Source organism: Streptomyces sp. NPDC030165, from assembly GCF_055573595.1.
Genome location: NZ_JBVIBD010000001.1, coordinates 534,219 through 547,868, shown reverse-complemented (window position 1 = coordinate 547,868; position 13,650 = coordinate 534,219). Strand labels below are relative to the sequence as shown.

Annotated in this window: 12 protein-coding genes and 1 pseudogene; 8 read left to right on the top strand and 5 right to left on the bottom strand. The window is 74.9% G+C overall.

Going from position 1 to position 13,650, the window contains the following annotated elements; all coding sequences use genetic code 11:
* Nucleotides 1–8: 8 nt before the first annotated feature.
* A complete protein-coding gene (locus ACZ4Z1_RS02490) occupies nt 9–1,175 on the bottom strand; it encodes a PAC2 family protein (RefSeq protein ID WP_468484702.1) in 1,167 nt (388 codons plus the stop codon).
* A gap of 327 nt (nt 1,176–1,502) precedes the next feature.
* Here ACZ4Z1_RS02490 and ACZ4Z1_RS02485 point away from each other — a divergent pair, with 327 nt between their 5' ends.
* From ACZ4Z1_RS02485 to ACZ4Z1_RS02450, 8 genes and pseudogenes are all read left to right on the top strand, one after another.
* Complete coding sequence (locus ACZ4Z1_RS02485; RefSeq protein WP_468484859.1) at nt 1,503–2,945, top strand: enolase C-terminal domain-like protein; 1,443 nt, start codon at nt 1,503–1,505, stop codon at nt 2,943–2,945.
* Nucleotides 2,942–3,739, top strand: coding sequence for an SDR family NAD(P)-dependent oxidoreductase (locus ACZ4Z1_RS02480; RefSeq protein ID WP_468484701.1), 798 nt, complete (start codon nt 2,942–2,944; stop codon nt 3,737–3,739). The genes ACZ4Z1_RS02485 and ACZ4Z1_RS02480 overlap by 4 nt, the downstream gene beginning before the upstream one ends.
* Nucleotides 3,740–3,797: 58 nt before the next feature.
* A complete protein-coding gene (locus tag ACZ4Z1_RS02475; RefSeq protein WP_468484700.1) occupies nt 3,798–4,820 on the top strand; it encodes a sugar ABC transporter substrate-binding protein in 1,023 nt (340 codons plus the stop codon).
* A gap of 48 nt (nt 4,821–4,868) precedes the next feature.
* Complete coding sequence (locus ACZ4Z1_RS02470) at nt 4,869–6,419, top strand: sugar ABC transporter ATP-binding protein (protein ID WP_468484699.1); 1,551 nt, start codon at nt 4,869–4,871, stop codon at nt 6,417–6,419.
* Nucleotides 6,416–7,456, top strand: coding sequence for an ABC transporter permease (locus ACZ4Z1_RS02465; RefSeq protein WP_468484698.1), 1,041 nt, complete (start codon nt 6,416–6,418; stop codon nt 7,454–7,456). The genes ACZ4Z1_RS02470 and ACZ4Z1_RS02465 overlap by 4 nt, the downstream gene beginning before the upstream one ends.
* A gap of 10 nt (nt 7,457–7,466) precedes the next feature.
* Nucleotides 7,467–8,483, top strand: coding sequence for an aldo/keto reductase (locus tag ACZ4Z1_RS02460; RefSeq protein ID WP_468484697.1), 1,017 nt, complete (start codon nt 7,467–7,469; stop codon nt 8,481–8,483).
* Between the two features lie 67 nt (nt 8,484–8,550).
* Nucleotides 8,551–9,417 carry an amidohydrolase family protein gene (locus tag ACZ4Z1_RS02455; protein ID WP_468484696.1) on the top strand — a complete coding sequence of 289 codons (867 nt, stop codon included), beginning with the start codon at nt 8,551–8,553 and terminating at the stop codon, nt 9,415–9,417.
* 90 nt (nt 9,418–9,507) lie between these two features.
* A pseudogene (locus ACZ4Z1_RS02450) lies at nt 9,508–9,931 on the top strand (SDR family oxidoreductase); the annotation flags it as partial.
* Nucleotides 9,932–9,940: 9 nt separating this feature from the next.
* Here ACZ4Z1_RS02450 and ACZ4Z1_RS02445 read toward each other — a convergent pair.
* From ACZ4Z1_RS02445 to mtnB, 4 genes are all read right to left on the bottom strand, one after another.
* Nucleotides 9,941–10,612 (bottom strand): FadR/GntR family transcriptional regulator, encoded by a 672-nt coding sequence (locus ACZ4Z1_RS02445; protein ID WP_468484695.1) that lies wholly within the window; start codon nt 10,610–10,612, stop codon nt 9,941–9,943.
* 184 nt (nt 10,613–10,796) lie between these two features.
* Nucleotides 10,797–12,122 (bottom strand): amidohydrolase, encoded by a 1,326-nt coding sequence (locus ACZ4Z1_RS02440; RefSeq protein ID WP_468484694.1) that lies wholly within the window; start codon nt 12,120–12,122, stop codon nt 10,797–10,799.
* Nucleotides 12,119–12,874 carry a phosphorylase family protein gene (locus tag ACZ4Z1_RS02435; protein WP_468484693.1) on the bottom strand — a complete coding sequence of 252 codons (756 nt, stop codon included), beginning with the start codon at nt 12,872–12,874 and terminating at the stop codon, nt 12,119–12,121. The genes ACZ4Z1_RS02440 and ACZ4Z1_RS02435 overlap by 4 nt, the downstream gene beginning before the upstream one ends.
* Before the next feature lie 143 nt (nt 12,875–13,017).
* A complete protein-coding gene (gene mtnB, locus ACZ4Z1_RS02430) occupies nt 13,018–13,623 on the bottom strand; it encodes a methylthioribulose 1-phosphate dehydratase (protein WP_468484858.1) in 606 nt (201 codons plus the stop codon).
* Between the last annotated feature and the right edge of the window lie 27 nt (nt 13,624–13,650).

Below are 13,650 nucleotides of genomic sequence, written 5' to 3'. Positions count from 1 at the left end.
CGGGCCGGTCAATCCCCGGAGTCGTCCCCAGGACCGTCGTCCGGTCCCTTGGCGTCCGGCTTCCTGCGGTCCGCGCCCGGGGAGTCCGAGCCCGCGGGGTCCTGGCCCTTGGCTTCGGAGCCCTCGGATTCCCGGCCCTTGGGGTCCGTCCCCTTGGCCTCCTGGCTCTTGGCTTCCGGGCCGCCGGGCTCGCGGTTCGGGTCCTTCGGCTCCTTGGGGGCCGGTTTCGGCGGGCGGGTGCGGCCGCTCGCCGTGTCCCGCAGGTACGAGCCGTCGCGGCCGTCGGCGACTCCGCCCTCGGTCGCCAGGCCGGGTCCGGCCTGCGGGTCCCGGCGCCGCAGGTAGCGCTCGAACTCCCGGGCGATGGCCTCGCCCGACGCCTCCGGCAGGTCGGCGGTGTCCCGCGCCTCCTCCAGCGACTGGACGTACTCGGCGACCTCGCTGTCCTCGGCCGCCAGCTGGTCCACGCCCAGCTGCCAGGCGCGCGCGTCCTCGCTCAGCTCGCCCAGCGGGATGCGCAGGTCGAGCAGGTCCTCCAGGCGGTTCAGGAGCGCGAGGGTCGCCTTCGGGTTCGGCGGCTGCGAGACGTAGTGCGGCACCGCCGCCCACAGACTGACCGCGGGGACGCCCGCGTGGGTGCACGCCTCCTGGAGGATGCCGACGATGCCGGTCGGGCCCTCGTAACGGGTCTCCTCCAGGTCCATCGTGCGGGCCAGGTCCGGATCGGAGGTGACTCCGCTGACCGGCACCGGCCGGGTGTGCGGGGTGTCACCGAGCAGCGCGCCCAGCACGACCAGCATCTCCACGCCCAACTCGTGGGCGAAGCCCAGGATCTCGTTGCAGAACGAGCGCCAGCGCATGCTGGGCTCGATGCCGCGTACCAGCACCAGGTCGCGCGGCTTGCCCTTGCCGTCGGCGTCGGCGATCCGCACGACGGAGAGCCGCGTCGTGGGCCACGTGATCTTGCGGACGCCGCCGTCCAGCCAGACGGTCGGACGGTTGACCTGGAAGTCGTAGTAGTCCTCCGCATCCAGCGCGGCGAACACCTCCCCCTTCCACTCCCGGTCCAGATGCGCGACCGCGGCGGAGGCGGCGTCGCCGGCGTCGTTCCAGCCCTCGAACGCGGCCACCATGACCGGGTCGATCAGCTCGGGAACTCCGTCGAGCTCGATCACCCAGCGCCTCCTTCCGACCGGCGCCGCCTCCTCGGGACGGTCACCGGCAGCAGTTCCATTGCGTGCGCCCCCAGCCTACGGCGTCCGCGGGACCCCGACGCAGCCCCTGTGCACGAACGAGTGTGCATACATCCGACGTGTTCGGATTCCGTCCGTCCCGGCCGTCTTCCGCCGCCCGCGGCCGTGCGGACCCCGCCCCGCGTCCGGGTTCGGACAGCGGCGGGCAACTGCCGCGCGCCCCCTGGACGGTGGTGTGGCAGCGGCGCTATACATCGGAGGTCCGGGAAAGGTCCGATGTTCGTCCGCACCCTCGCCGGAGGCGTACGCATGGCCGTCACCGCACCCGTCACGGACGTCGAGGTCCACGACGTCCGCTTCCCCACTTCGCGGCGGCACGAGGGCTCCGACGCCATGCACCCGGACCCCGACTACTCCGCCGCCTACGTCGTCCTGCACACCGCCGACGGCGGCCGGGGCCACGGCCTGTGCTTCACCATCGGCCGCGGCAACGGCCTCGCCGCCGCCGCGATCCGCGACCTCGCCCCGTACGTGACCGGCCGCCCGGCCCCCACCACGGCCGCCGGCCTGGCCGCCCTGCAGCGCGACCTGACCCACGACTCGCAGCTGCGCTGGCTCGGCCCGGAGAAGGGCGTGACGCACATGGCGGCCGGGGCGCTGGTCAACGCCGCCTGGGACCTGGCCGCCACCCGCGCCGGCCTGCCCGTGTGGGCGTACCTGGCCGCCATGTCGCCCGAGGAACTGGTCTCCCTCGTCGACTTCCGCTACCTGTCCGACGCGCTGACGCCGCACGAGGCGCTGGCGATCCTGCGCGCCGCGGAACCCGGCCGCGCCGAGCGCGCCGCCCGGCTGGAGGCCGAGGGATACCCGGCGTACGCCACCTCGCCCGGCTGGCTCGGACTCGACGACGCCACCCTCGTACGGCTGGCCGGGGAGGCGGTCGCCGCCGGGTTCGGGCAGATCAAGCTGAAGGTGGGCGCCGATCTCGGTGACGACCTGCGGCGGCTGCGGCTGGCGCGGGAGGCCGTCGGGCCCGCGGTGCGCATCGCGGTCGACGCCAACCAGCGCTGGGACGTGGCCGAGGCGGTGCGCTGGATGACCGCGCTCGCGCCGTACCGGCCGTACTGGATCGAGGAGCCGACCAGCCCCGACGACATCCTCGGGCACGCCGCCGTGCGCTCCCGCCAGCCGGTCAAGGTCGCCACCGGGGAGCACGCCGCCAACCGCGTCGTCTTCAAGCAGCTCCTCCAGGCCGGGGCGGTGGACTTCGTCCAGATCGACGCGGCCCGGGTGGCGGGGGTCAACGAGAACCTGGCGATCCTGCTGCTCGCCGCCAAGTACGGCGTGCCGGTGTGCCCGCACGCGGGCGGCGTCGGGCTGTGCGAGCTGGTGCAGCATCTGGCGATGTTCGACTACGTGGCGGTGTCGGGGAGCCAGGAGGACCGGGTGATCGAGTACGTCGACCATCTCCACGAGCACTTCACCGACCCGGCCGTCGTCGAGGGCGGCCGCTACCGGGCACCCACCGCGCCCGGCTTCTCCGCCCGGATGAAGCCCGAGTCGGTCGCCGCGTACCGCTATCCGGACGGGCCGGTGTGGCGGGAGGAGGCGGGAGGTACGGGTGTGCAGGGCAGTGCGGGAGGAACGGGCATGCAGGACGGTACGGATGTCTCCGGGGTGGCGGCCGAACGGGGCGGACATGCCGGCCAGGGCGGACGCACCGGGCGTACCGAGCAGGGGGACAGCGAATGAACACCACCCCGGAAGCGCACATACCGCGCGACTTCGCGGGCATGGCGGCGATCGTCACCGGCGGCGCCTCCGGCATCGGCGCCGCCACCGCCGTCCTGCTGCTGCGCCGCGGCGCCCGCGTCGCCGTACTGGACCGCGACCCGGCCGGGGCACCGCCCGGCACCGTACCCGTCACGGCCGACGTGACCGACGACGCCGCCGTACGGGCAGCCGTCGCGGCCGCAGTGGACGCGCTGGGCGGAGAGCTGACCACCCTCGTCGGCAACGCGGGCATCGGCGCCGTCGGCACGGTCGAGGACAACGGCGACGAGGAATGGCGGCACGTCCTCGACGTCAACGTCCTGGGGCTGGCGCGCACCGCGCGGGCCGCCCTGCCGCACCTGCGGCGCACGGCCACCGCGCACCCCGGACGGGCCTCCGTCACCCACACCTGCTCCGTCGCCGCCACCGCCGGACTGCCGCAGCGCGCCCTGTACAGCGCGAGCAAGGGCGCCGTGCTCGCCCTCACCCTCGCCATGGCCGCCGACCATGTCCGCGAGGGCATCCGCGTCAACTGCGTCAACCCCGGCACGACCGACACCCCGTGGGTCGGGCGGCTGCTGGACCGGGCACCCGACCCGGCGGCCGAGCGGGCCGCGCTCGACGCCCGGCAGCCGGCCGGCCGCATGGTCACGGCGGACGAAGTGGCCGCCGCCATCGCCCACCTGGCGTCCCCGGCGGCCTCCGGCATCACCGGCACCTCCCTCGCGGTCGACGGCGGGATGCAGGGACTGCGGCTGCGCCCCGCCACCTGACCCGTACGGGACCGGGCGGCGCGGCGCACCGCCGTACACCTCGACCAAGGACGGGACCATGAGACTGCGTACGACCGGCGCGGCGGCCTGTGCCGTACTGCTCGCCGCCGCGCTCACCGGCTGCAACCGCGGCAGCGACGCCCGCGGCAGGATCGGCATCGACCTGCCGCGCACCGACACCGACTTCTGGAACGCCTACCAGGACCACGTCGAGCGGGAGCTGGCCGCCGGGAAGATCAGGGCGCTGCCGCTGTCCACCTCGCAGAACGACATCGCCAAGGTCGTCTCCAACGTGCAGGCGCTGACCGGCCAGGGCGCCGAGGCAGTCGTGATCGCCCCGCAGGACACCGGCGCCATCACTGCCGAACTGCACCGGCTCGCGGCGAAGAAGATCCCTGTGGTCAGCGTCGACACCCGGCCGGACGAAGGCGCGGTCTACATGGTCGTACGGGCCGACAACCGCGCGTACGGGCAGCGGTCCTGCGACTACCTGGGGCGGAAACTGGGCGGCCGGGGCCGGGTCGCCGAACTCCAGGGCGACCTCAGCTCCGTCAACGGCCGCGACCGCTCCGAGGCGTTCGCCGCCTGCATGAAGCGGAAGTACCCCGGGATCACCGTGCACGAGCTGCCCACCGAGTGGAAGGGCGAGGTCGCCTCCGCCAAGCTGCAGAGCCTGCTGGCCCAGCACCCGGACACCGACGGCCTCTACTTGCAGGCCGGCGGAGCCTTCCTCCGGCCCGTCCTGTCCCTCCTCGAACAGAAGGGCCTGCTGAAGCCGGCCGGTACCGCCGGGCACCTCACGATCGTCTCCAACGACGGCATCCCCGACGAGCTGGCCGCGATCCGCGCGGGCACGATCGACGCCACGCTGTCCCAGCCGGCCGACCTCTACGCGAAGTACGCGCTGTACTACGCCCGCGCGGCCTTGGAGGGCAGGACGTTCCGGCCCGGCCCCACCGGCCACGGCTCGAAGATCGTCAGGATTCCGAACGGCCTGGAGGACCAGCTTCCGGCCCCGCTGGTGACCCGGGCCGATGTGGACGACCCGAAGCTGTGGGCCAACCAGGCGGCGGGGAAGTAGGGGGAGGCGACCGTGCGGAACGTGCCGGAGCAAGGAGCGGAGCGGAACGTGCCGGACCCGGAGGCGGGCGCACCACCCGCCGTACACGCCGAGGGCATCGTCAAGCGCTACGGACCGACCCTCGCCCTCGACGGCGCCACGCTCACCGTACGGCGCGGTGAGGCGCACGCCCTCGTCGGCCGCAACGGCGCCGGCAAGTCCACCCTGGTGTCCGTCCTCACCGGCCTGACCAGGCCCGACGCCGGACAGGTCAGCTTCGACGGCGCCCCGGCACCCCGCTGGGGCGACACCGCCGCCTGGCGGCGCCGGGCCGCCTGCGTCCACCAGCGGCCGATGACCGTCCCGGAACTGACCGTCGCGGAGAACCTCCACCTCAACCGCTTCCCGGACGGCCGCGTCATCCGGTGGCGGGCACTGCGCGCCCGGACCGCCGACCTGCTGGCCGAGTACGGCGTCGACGCCGACCCCGCGGCCCGTATGAAGGACCTCGGCGTCGAACAGCGGCAGTTCGTCGAGATCGCCCGCGCGCTGTCCTGCGGCGCCCGCCTGGTCATCCTCGACGAACCCACCGCCCGGCTCGACGCGGGCGGCATCGCCCGCCTCTTCGCCAAGCTGCACGCCCTGCGCGCGGCCGGTGCCGCGTTCCTGTTCATCTCGCACCACCTGCACGAGGTCCACGACCTGTGCGACACCGTCACCGTCCTGCGCGACGCCCGCCCGGTGCTCACCGCGCCCGTGGCGGGGCTGGCCGAGGACGAGCTGGTGGCGGCGATGACGGGCGAACGGGCGGCGCCTGCCGTACCGGAACGCTCCGCCCGGCAGCAGGCGGCGGAGCCGGTGCTGCGCACCGAAGGACTGGCCCTGCGCGGCGCGTTCGCGCCCCTGGACCTGACCGTGCGGGCGGGCGAGGTGGTCGGCCTGGCCGGCGCGGCCGCCGGCGGCACCACCGCCATCGGCGAGACCCTGGCCGGGGTACGGGCACCGGACCACGGGCGGATCGAGGTGCGCGGGCGGCCCGTACGGACCGGCAGCGTGCGGCACGCGATCGAGGCGGGCATCGGGTACGTACCGGAGGACCGCCACCGCGACGGGCTGGTCCCCGGCCGCAGCGTCGCCGAGAACACGACGCTGGCCGTCACCGACCGGCTCGGCCCGCTCGGCACCGTACTGCCCTCCCGGACCCGCGACCTCGCCCGGCGCATGATCACCGCGCTGGACATCCGGACCACCGGACCCGGCCAGCCGGTCTCCGGGCTCTCCGGCGGCAACCAGCAGAAGGTCGTCGTCGCCCGGGCCCTGGCCCGCGGACCCGCCGTACTGGTCGCGGTCCGGCCCACCAACGGAGTCGACGTGAAGTCCAAGGAAGCGCTGCTGGGCGTCGTACGGGAGGTGGCCGCGGCGGGCAGCGGCGTACTGATCGTCTCCGACGAGCCCGCCGACCTGCGGGCCTGCGACCGCGTCCTGGCGCTCTTCCGAGGGCAGGTGGTCGCCCGGTTCGCGCGGGGCTGGCGGGAGCAGGAGCTGGTGGCGGCGATGGAGGGGGTGGGGGCCGGCCCGCCCGCCGCCCCTGCCGGTACGGAAGGAGACCTCCGGCCATGACCGGCACCGACACCGCACAGCAGCGGCCCGCCGGCCGGGCGGCCGCGCTCGCCGCCGTCCGCCGCCCGCATCCGGCCCTGGCCCGCTGGCGGGACGTCTCCCTGGTCCCGGTGATCTTCGTCCTCGGCGTCGCCGGCTTCATCGTCTCGCCCGCCTTCCTCACCCGGGACAACCTGATCGGCGTCGTCCAGCAGTCCACCGAACTCGGCCTGCTGGTGCTCGGCGAGGCGCTGATCCTGATCAGCGGACGGATGGACCTCTCCCTGGAATCGACCATCGGCCTGGCGCCGGTCGCCGCCCTGTGGCTGGTGGCACCCGCGCACGGCGGCCGCTTCGAGGGCCTGGAACTGCTGCCCGCGTGGACCGCCGTGCCCCTGTGCCTGGCCGTGGGCGCCGCGATCGGCGCCGCCAACGGGTTCCTCATGCTGAAGCTGCGCGTCAACGGCTTCATCGCCACCCTCGGAATGCTGACCATGCTGCGCGGCCTGCACCTGGGCCTCTCCGAGGGCCGGTCGATCGGCGACGTCCCCGCGTCCTTCGCCTACCTGGGCAAGGCCGCCTGGCTGGGCGTCCCGGCCGCCGTCTGGATCTGCCTGGCGCTGTTCACGCTCGGCGGCGCGGCCCTCGGCTACCTGCGGCACGGCCGCGCGCTGTACGCGATCGGCGGCAACCCGGAGGCCGCGCGCTCGGCCGGCATCCGCGTCGACCGGATCACCTGGGCCGTCCTCGCCGTCGGCGGCCTGCTGGCCGCCTTCGCCGGCATCCTGTACACCGGTCACTACGGCGCCGTGTCCGCCAGCCAGGGCAACGGCTGGATCTTCCAGGTCTTCGCCGCCGCCGTCATCGGCGGCATCAGCCTCAAAGGCGGCCGTGGCACCCTCTTCGGCGCGCTCACCGGCGTCCTGACCCTCCAGCTCGTCATCAACGTCATGACGCTGGGCGGGGTACCGCCGCTGTGGACCCAGTTCCTCAACGGCTTGATCATCATCATCGCCCTGGTCATCTCCCGATTCACCAGCGGCGAGAAGCAGGACTGAGGAGGCCGCGATGGCGTACGTACCGCACGGGGAACGGCGACTGGGGCGTACGGGCGTGACCGTGCCGCCCCTCGGGCTGGGCTGCGCGCCCCTCGGCAACCTCTACCGGCCCCTCACCGAGGACCGTGCCCAGCGCACCGTGCGCGCTGCCCTCGACACCGGCGTCCGCCACTTCGACACCGCCCCGCACTACGGACTCGGCCTGTCCGAAGAACGCCTCGGCCGCGCGCTCGCCGGGCGCGACCGGTCCTCGTACATCCTGTCCACCAAGGTCGGCCTGCGGCTGCGGCCCCTCGCGCCGGGCGAGGAGGTGGACGGCCAGGGCTACACCGACACCCCGGCGCGCGCCCGCGTCCGGGACCTCACCCGCGACGGCATCCGCCGCACCCTCGACGCGTCCCTGGAACGGCTCGGTGTCTCCGCCGTCGACATCGTCTACCTGCACGACGTCGAAGGCCACGCCGCCGAGGTGTACGCGTCCGGCTTCCCCGCCCTCGCCGAACTGCGCGCGCAGGGCGTGGTCGGCGCCATCGGCTTCGGCATGAACCGCAGCGGCCCGCTGGCCCGGTTCGTCGCCGACCTCGATGTGGACGTGGTGCTGTGCGCCGGCCGCTGGACCCTCCTCGACCACTCCGCCTTCGACGACCTGCTGCCGGTCTGCGTGCGCCGCGGCACGTCGGTCGTCGTCGGCGGTGTCTACAACTCCGGGCTGCTGGCCGACCCGTCACCCGGCGCGCCGTACGACTACGCCCCGGCCCCGGCAGCTCTGGTGGAACGCGCCCGGCAACTCGCCTCCCTCTGCACCGCGTTCGGCGTCCCCCTCAAGGCCGCGGCTCTGCGCTTCCCCTTCGGCCACCCCGCCGTGGCCGGAGCGCTGGTCGGCGCCGCGTCACCGGAGGAGGCCCGGGAGAACGCCGGCCTGTTCACGTACGACATCCCCGACGCCCTCTGGCACGCCCTCACCGACCACGGCCTCCTCGCACCCGGCCTCCCGCTCCCCACCGCTGCCCCCGGAGCGCACCCATGACCGACGCACCGGCCGCCCCGGGAGCCGGCCCGCGACCGACCGCACCGGCCACCCCGGGAACCCGCCCATGACCGGCCGCACCAGCCGCCCTGCGAACCCGCCCGCCCCCGACCGCATCGACGCCCACCACCACCTCTGGGACCTCGCGCGCCACCCGCAGCCCTGGATGGACGGCGCCTGGGCCGACCCGATCCGCCGCACGTACACCCTCGACGACCTGACGCCGCACCTCGCCGCCCACGGCATCGACGGCACCGTCCTGGTCCAGTCCTCGGCCTCCGGCCCCGAGACCGCCGCACTCCTCGCGCTCGCGGCCCGCTCACCCGCCGTACGGGGCGTCGTCGGCTGGGCCGACCTCACCGACCCCGGGCTGCCGGACCTCCTGGCAGCCATGCCACCGCACCTGGCAGGCCTCCGCCACCAGGTGCAGGACGAACCCGACCCCGACTGGCTGGCCCGCCCCGCCGTACGGCGCGGCCTGGCCGCCGTGGCGGCCGCCGGACTCGCCTACGACCTGCTCGTCACCCCACCCCAACTGCCCGCCGCGACCGCCGCCGCCCGCGCATTCCCCGGCCTCCGCTTCGTCCTCGACCACGCAGCCAAGCCCGCGATCGCCGCCGGAACGTGGCAGCCGTGGGCGGACGGCCTGACCGCCCTCGCCCGGCTCCCGAACACCGTGTGCAAACTCTCCGGCCTGGTCACCGAGGCGGACCGCACCCACTGGCAGCCCGCCGACCTCCTGCCGTACACCCGGCACGTCCTGGACACCTTCGGCCCGCACCGCGTCCTGTTCGGCTCCGACTGGCCGGTCTGCACCCTGGCCGCCACGTACCAGGACGTCGTGGCTCTGACCGAAGCGGCCACCGAACATCTCGCCGCGCACGAGCGGGCGGCGGTCTTCGGGGGGAACGCGGGGCGCGTGTACGGGGTGTAGCGCGGGGCCGTGCTTCCCCGTCCGGATTCCGCCGGCTCCGCCGTCCACCGCGCACGAGGATCGAGTCGGATCGCCGGGGACGGGGCGGACGTGGCCGTCAATGTCCGCGTGCCCTTCATCGCGGCGCAGGCCGCCGCCCGGCGGATGGCCGACGGCGGGCGCATCATCAGCGTCGGCAGTTGCATGGCCGAGCGCGTCGCCTTCCCCTGCGGCACGCTGTACGCGACGAGCAAGGCCGCGCTCACCGGCCTGACCAGGACCCTCGCCAGGGAGCTGGGCCCGCGCGGCATCACCGCCAACCTCCTCAGCCCGGGCCCGGCCGGCACCGACATGCACCCGGCCGACGGCGAGAGCGCGCCGATGCAAGCGCAGTTGACGTCGCTCGGGCCTTACGGGCAGCCGTCGGACGTCGCGCGGCCGTGAGGTATCTGGCGGGGAGGGCGGCCGGTACGTCACGGGCGCGTCGATCGCGGTGGACGGGGGTTCGCCGCCTGACGGGTGCGGGGAGGAATGACCCGGGGGCTCACAGGGTGGAGCGGAGCCACTGTTCGACGCTGGCGATGTGCACCGTCGCCCAGGCCCGTGCCGCCTCCGCGTCCCGGTCGCGGAGGGCGCCGAGGATCGCCCGGTGTTCGGTGAGGGTGCGGCTCACCGCGTCCTTCTGTGTCAGTCCGCGCCAGACGCGGGCCCGGGTCGTCGGCCCCGACAGGCCGTCGAGCAGGGAGCACAGCACCGAGTTGCCGGCGGTGGCCACGATCCGGCGGTGGAACTCCAGGTCGCAGGCGACCAGGTCCTCCACCGCCGGGTGCGGTCCGAGGGCGGCCAACCGCCGTTCCAGGTCGTCCAGTTCGGCGGGGGTGATGCGGCCGGCCGCCATCGCGGTGGCGGCCGGCTCCAGGATCCGGCGTACGGCCAGGAATTCCAGGACCGTGTCGTCGCGGTGGAAGTCCACCACGAAGCTGAGCGCTTCGAGGAGGAGCTGCGGATCCAGGCTGGTGACGTAGGTGCCGTCGCCCTGGCGTACGTCCAGGATGCGGATCAGGGACAGGGCCCGTACCGCCTCGCGCAGCGAGTTGCGGGACAGGCCCAGGTCGGCGGCGAGTTCGCTCTCCTTGGGCAGCCGGTCGCCCGGCCGCAGCGCGCCGGAGACGATCATCGCTTTGATCTTCTCTATGGCCTCGTCCGTGACCGCCATGTCCGGAGCCTCCCTGATCACACCCGCCGCCGGACGCCCGCAGACATCCGATGTCTGCGCCATTATGGCCGCCGAAGCGCGACGCCGGGAGCCTGCGCATTCCGTACGGCGGGGACGCCGGGCGGGTGAACTCCCGGCCCGCACACGGGACATCGTGTCAGGGGCCGGGAGGGCGGCGCCGCACTCAGACGGCCCGGACGAGCGCTTCCACGCCGGCGGTCACGGCCGCCTCGTCCAGCGTCGTGAGCCGACGGTCGCGCATCAGTACCCGGCCGTCGACGACCGTGTCCCGGACGTCACCGGCCCGCGCCGAGTACGCCAGCGTCGACCACGGGTCGTGCCGGGGCGCCAGATGCGTACCGCCCAGGTCGAGCACCGCCAGGTCCGCGCGCTTGCCCACCTCCAGCGAACCGAGCTGCCCGCCCAGCCCCAGGGCCCGCGCGCCCTCGATCGTCGCCATGCGTACGGCCTGCTCGGCGCCGACCGCCGTGGGGTCGCCGCCCGCCTTGTGCACCAGCGCCGCCACCCCCAACGCGCCCATCATGTCCAGGGAGTTGGAGCTGACCGCCCCGTCCGTGCCGAGCCCCACCCGGACGCCCTGCCGCAGCAGCTCCGGCACCCGGGCGATGCCGCAGCCCAGCTTGAGGTTGGAGACCGGGCAGTGCGCGACGCCGGTACCGGTCGCGGCCAGCGCGGCGATCTCGGTGTCGGTCAGCTCCACGGCGTGCGCGAGCAGCGTGTCCGGGCCCAGCAGGCCCAGCGACTCCAGCAGTTCGACGGGCCGCTTGCCGTGCTGTTCGCGCACCGTCGCCACCTCGGCGGCGTTCTCCGCGGCGTGCAGGTGCAGCAGCGCGCCGTACTCCCTGGCCAGTGCCGCGATGTCGGTGAGCTGCTCGGTGTCCAGGGTGTAGGCGCTGTGCGCGAAGACCACCGGGCGGGTGCCGGGGGAGGGACGGTGGCCGTCGAGGTGCCGGCGCGCCCAGTCCATCCGGTTCCCGTACGGCATCCGGTCGGGCGGCCCCGGGACGTCCATGAACGTCGGGCCGGACAGCAGCCGCCAGCCGGCGTCCCGCGCTGCCTGCCCGGCCGCCTCGTGGAACCAGTACATGTCGAGGGCGGTCGTCACCCCGCCCCGTACGCTCTCCGCGACGGCCAGCCGCAGACCCGCGGTCACCGCCTCCGGGGACAGCAGCGCGTTCTCCCGCGGCACCACCCGCCCCAGGAACCCCTGGAGGTCCAGGTCGTCGGCGTGGCCGCGCAGCAGCGTCATCGCCAGGTGGGTGTGGGTGTTGACGAGCCCGGGCAGGACCAGGCACCCGGTGGCGTCGATCTCCTCGGCCGCGCGGTGAGCGGCTCGCAGCCCGTCGGCCGGGCCCACCGCGACGATCTCCCCGTCCCGTACGGCCACCGCGCCGTCGGCGCATACGGTGCCCGCGTCGTCGACGGTGAGCACCGTACCGCCGTGCACCAGCAGGTCCACCGGGGCCTCTGCATTGCGTACCGCGCTCACCGGGCCTCCTCCGCCAGCGTCCGCAGGGCCTCCAGCGCGACGACGGAACCGCGCGCCACGCCCTCGGCGACGGCGTCCCGGTACGGGTCGTACCCGCCGGTGGCCGCCTCGTCGACCAGTTCGTCCGCGTTCGCCCCGTCGATGACCAGCACCGCGCCGGCGACCAGCCCGCGCAGACCGGCGGTCACCAGAAGCGCGGACACCTCCATCTCGATCGCCGCCACGCCCGCCGCGGTGTACGCCGCCACCGGCAGCGGCAGCAGCCCCGGCTGGAACGCCGCGCGGGTCCACACCACCCCGCGGTGGTACGTCGCCCCGGCGCTCGCCGCCGCGCCGGCCAGCGCCAGCACCGCTTCCGGCGCGGCCACGGCCGGGTACTCCGCCGGCACCAGCTGCTGCGTCACCCCGTCGTCCCGCACCGCCGCCTCGGCGATCACCAGGTCACCGTCGCCGATGCCCGGACGTATCGCCCCCGCCGTACCGAGGCGCACGAAGGTCCGTACGCCCGCGTCGGCCAGCTCCTGGAACAGCAGCACCGCGCCGGGCCCGCCCACCCCGTGCGAGGCGACGACCACCGGCAGGCCCTTCCAGCTGCCGGTGAACGTCCGGTACTCGCGGTGGTACGCGATCTCCGCGGCGTCGTCGAGCAGCTCGGCGACGGCGGCCGCGCGGGCCGGGTCGCCGACCACGACGGCCTGCGGCGGCAGCCCGCCGCGCGGCAGGCGGGCGAGAGGGGACAGGTCTGGGGTCACGGACGGCTCCAGTGGCTCGGCCGGATGGCCCGGGGGCGGGACACCACGGACGGGACGGCGGTCGCCCCCAACCTACGGGCCCGGTGCCGCACGCCCGCAACGTGGTCCCGTGCGGGGGACCGGCCCGCCCTCCCGGGCCACGCTCACCCCCGCCCCGACGCCAGCTCCAACTCCAGCAGCCACTGCACGACTTCGGCGTGGTGCCGGGCCTGGAGCAGGTCGGCTCCCCACACGTACAGCCCGTGCCCCGCCACCACCACCGCGGGCATCCGCGGCTCCCTCGCCTCCTCCAGGCGGTTCCCGAGCACGCCCATGTCCTGGCTGTTGGCGATGACCGGCAGCCGCACGGCGGCCCCGTCCGCCGGCTGCCCCAGCCCCTTGAGCATCTCCAGGTCCCGGAAGACGATCCCGCCGGGCCGGCGCCGCCCCATCGCCACGGCGGCGACCGTGTGGACGTGCACCACCGCGCCCGCTCCGGTCAGCCGCACCACCCGCGCGTGCAGCCCGGCCTCCGCCGACGGCTTCCCGGCCCCGGTGCCCTCCGTGCCCGCGACGGCGGCGCCCCGGTCGTCGACCAGCACCACGTCGTCCGCGGTCAGCTCGCCCTTGTCCCGTCCGCTCGCGGTCACCGCCAGCCGCAGCGGGTCGCGTGCCAGGACGACCGACAGGTTGCCGGACGTGCCGCGCATCCAGCCGAGCGAGGCGAACCGCGCGGCCTCGGCGGCCAGCCGGGCCCCGGCCCGCCGCACTTCCCCGGCACCGACGCCCGGAACGGC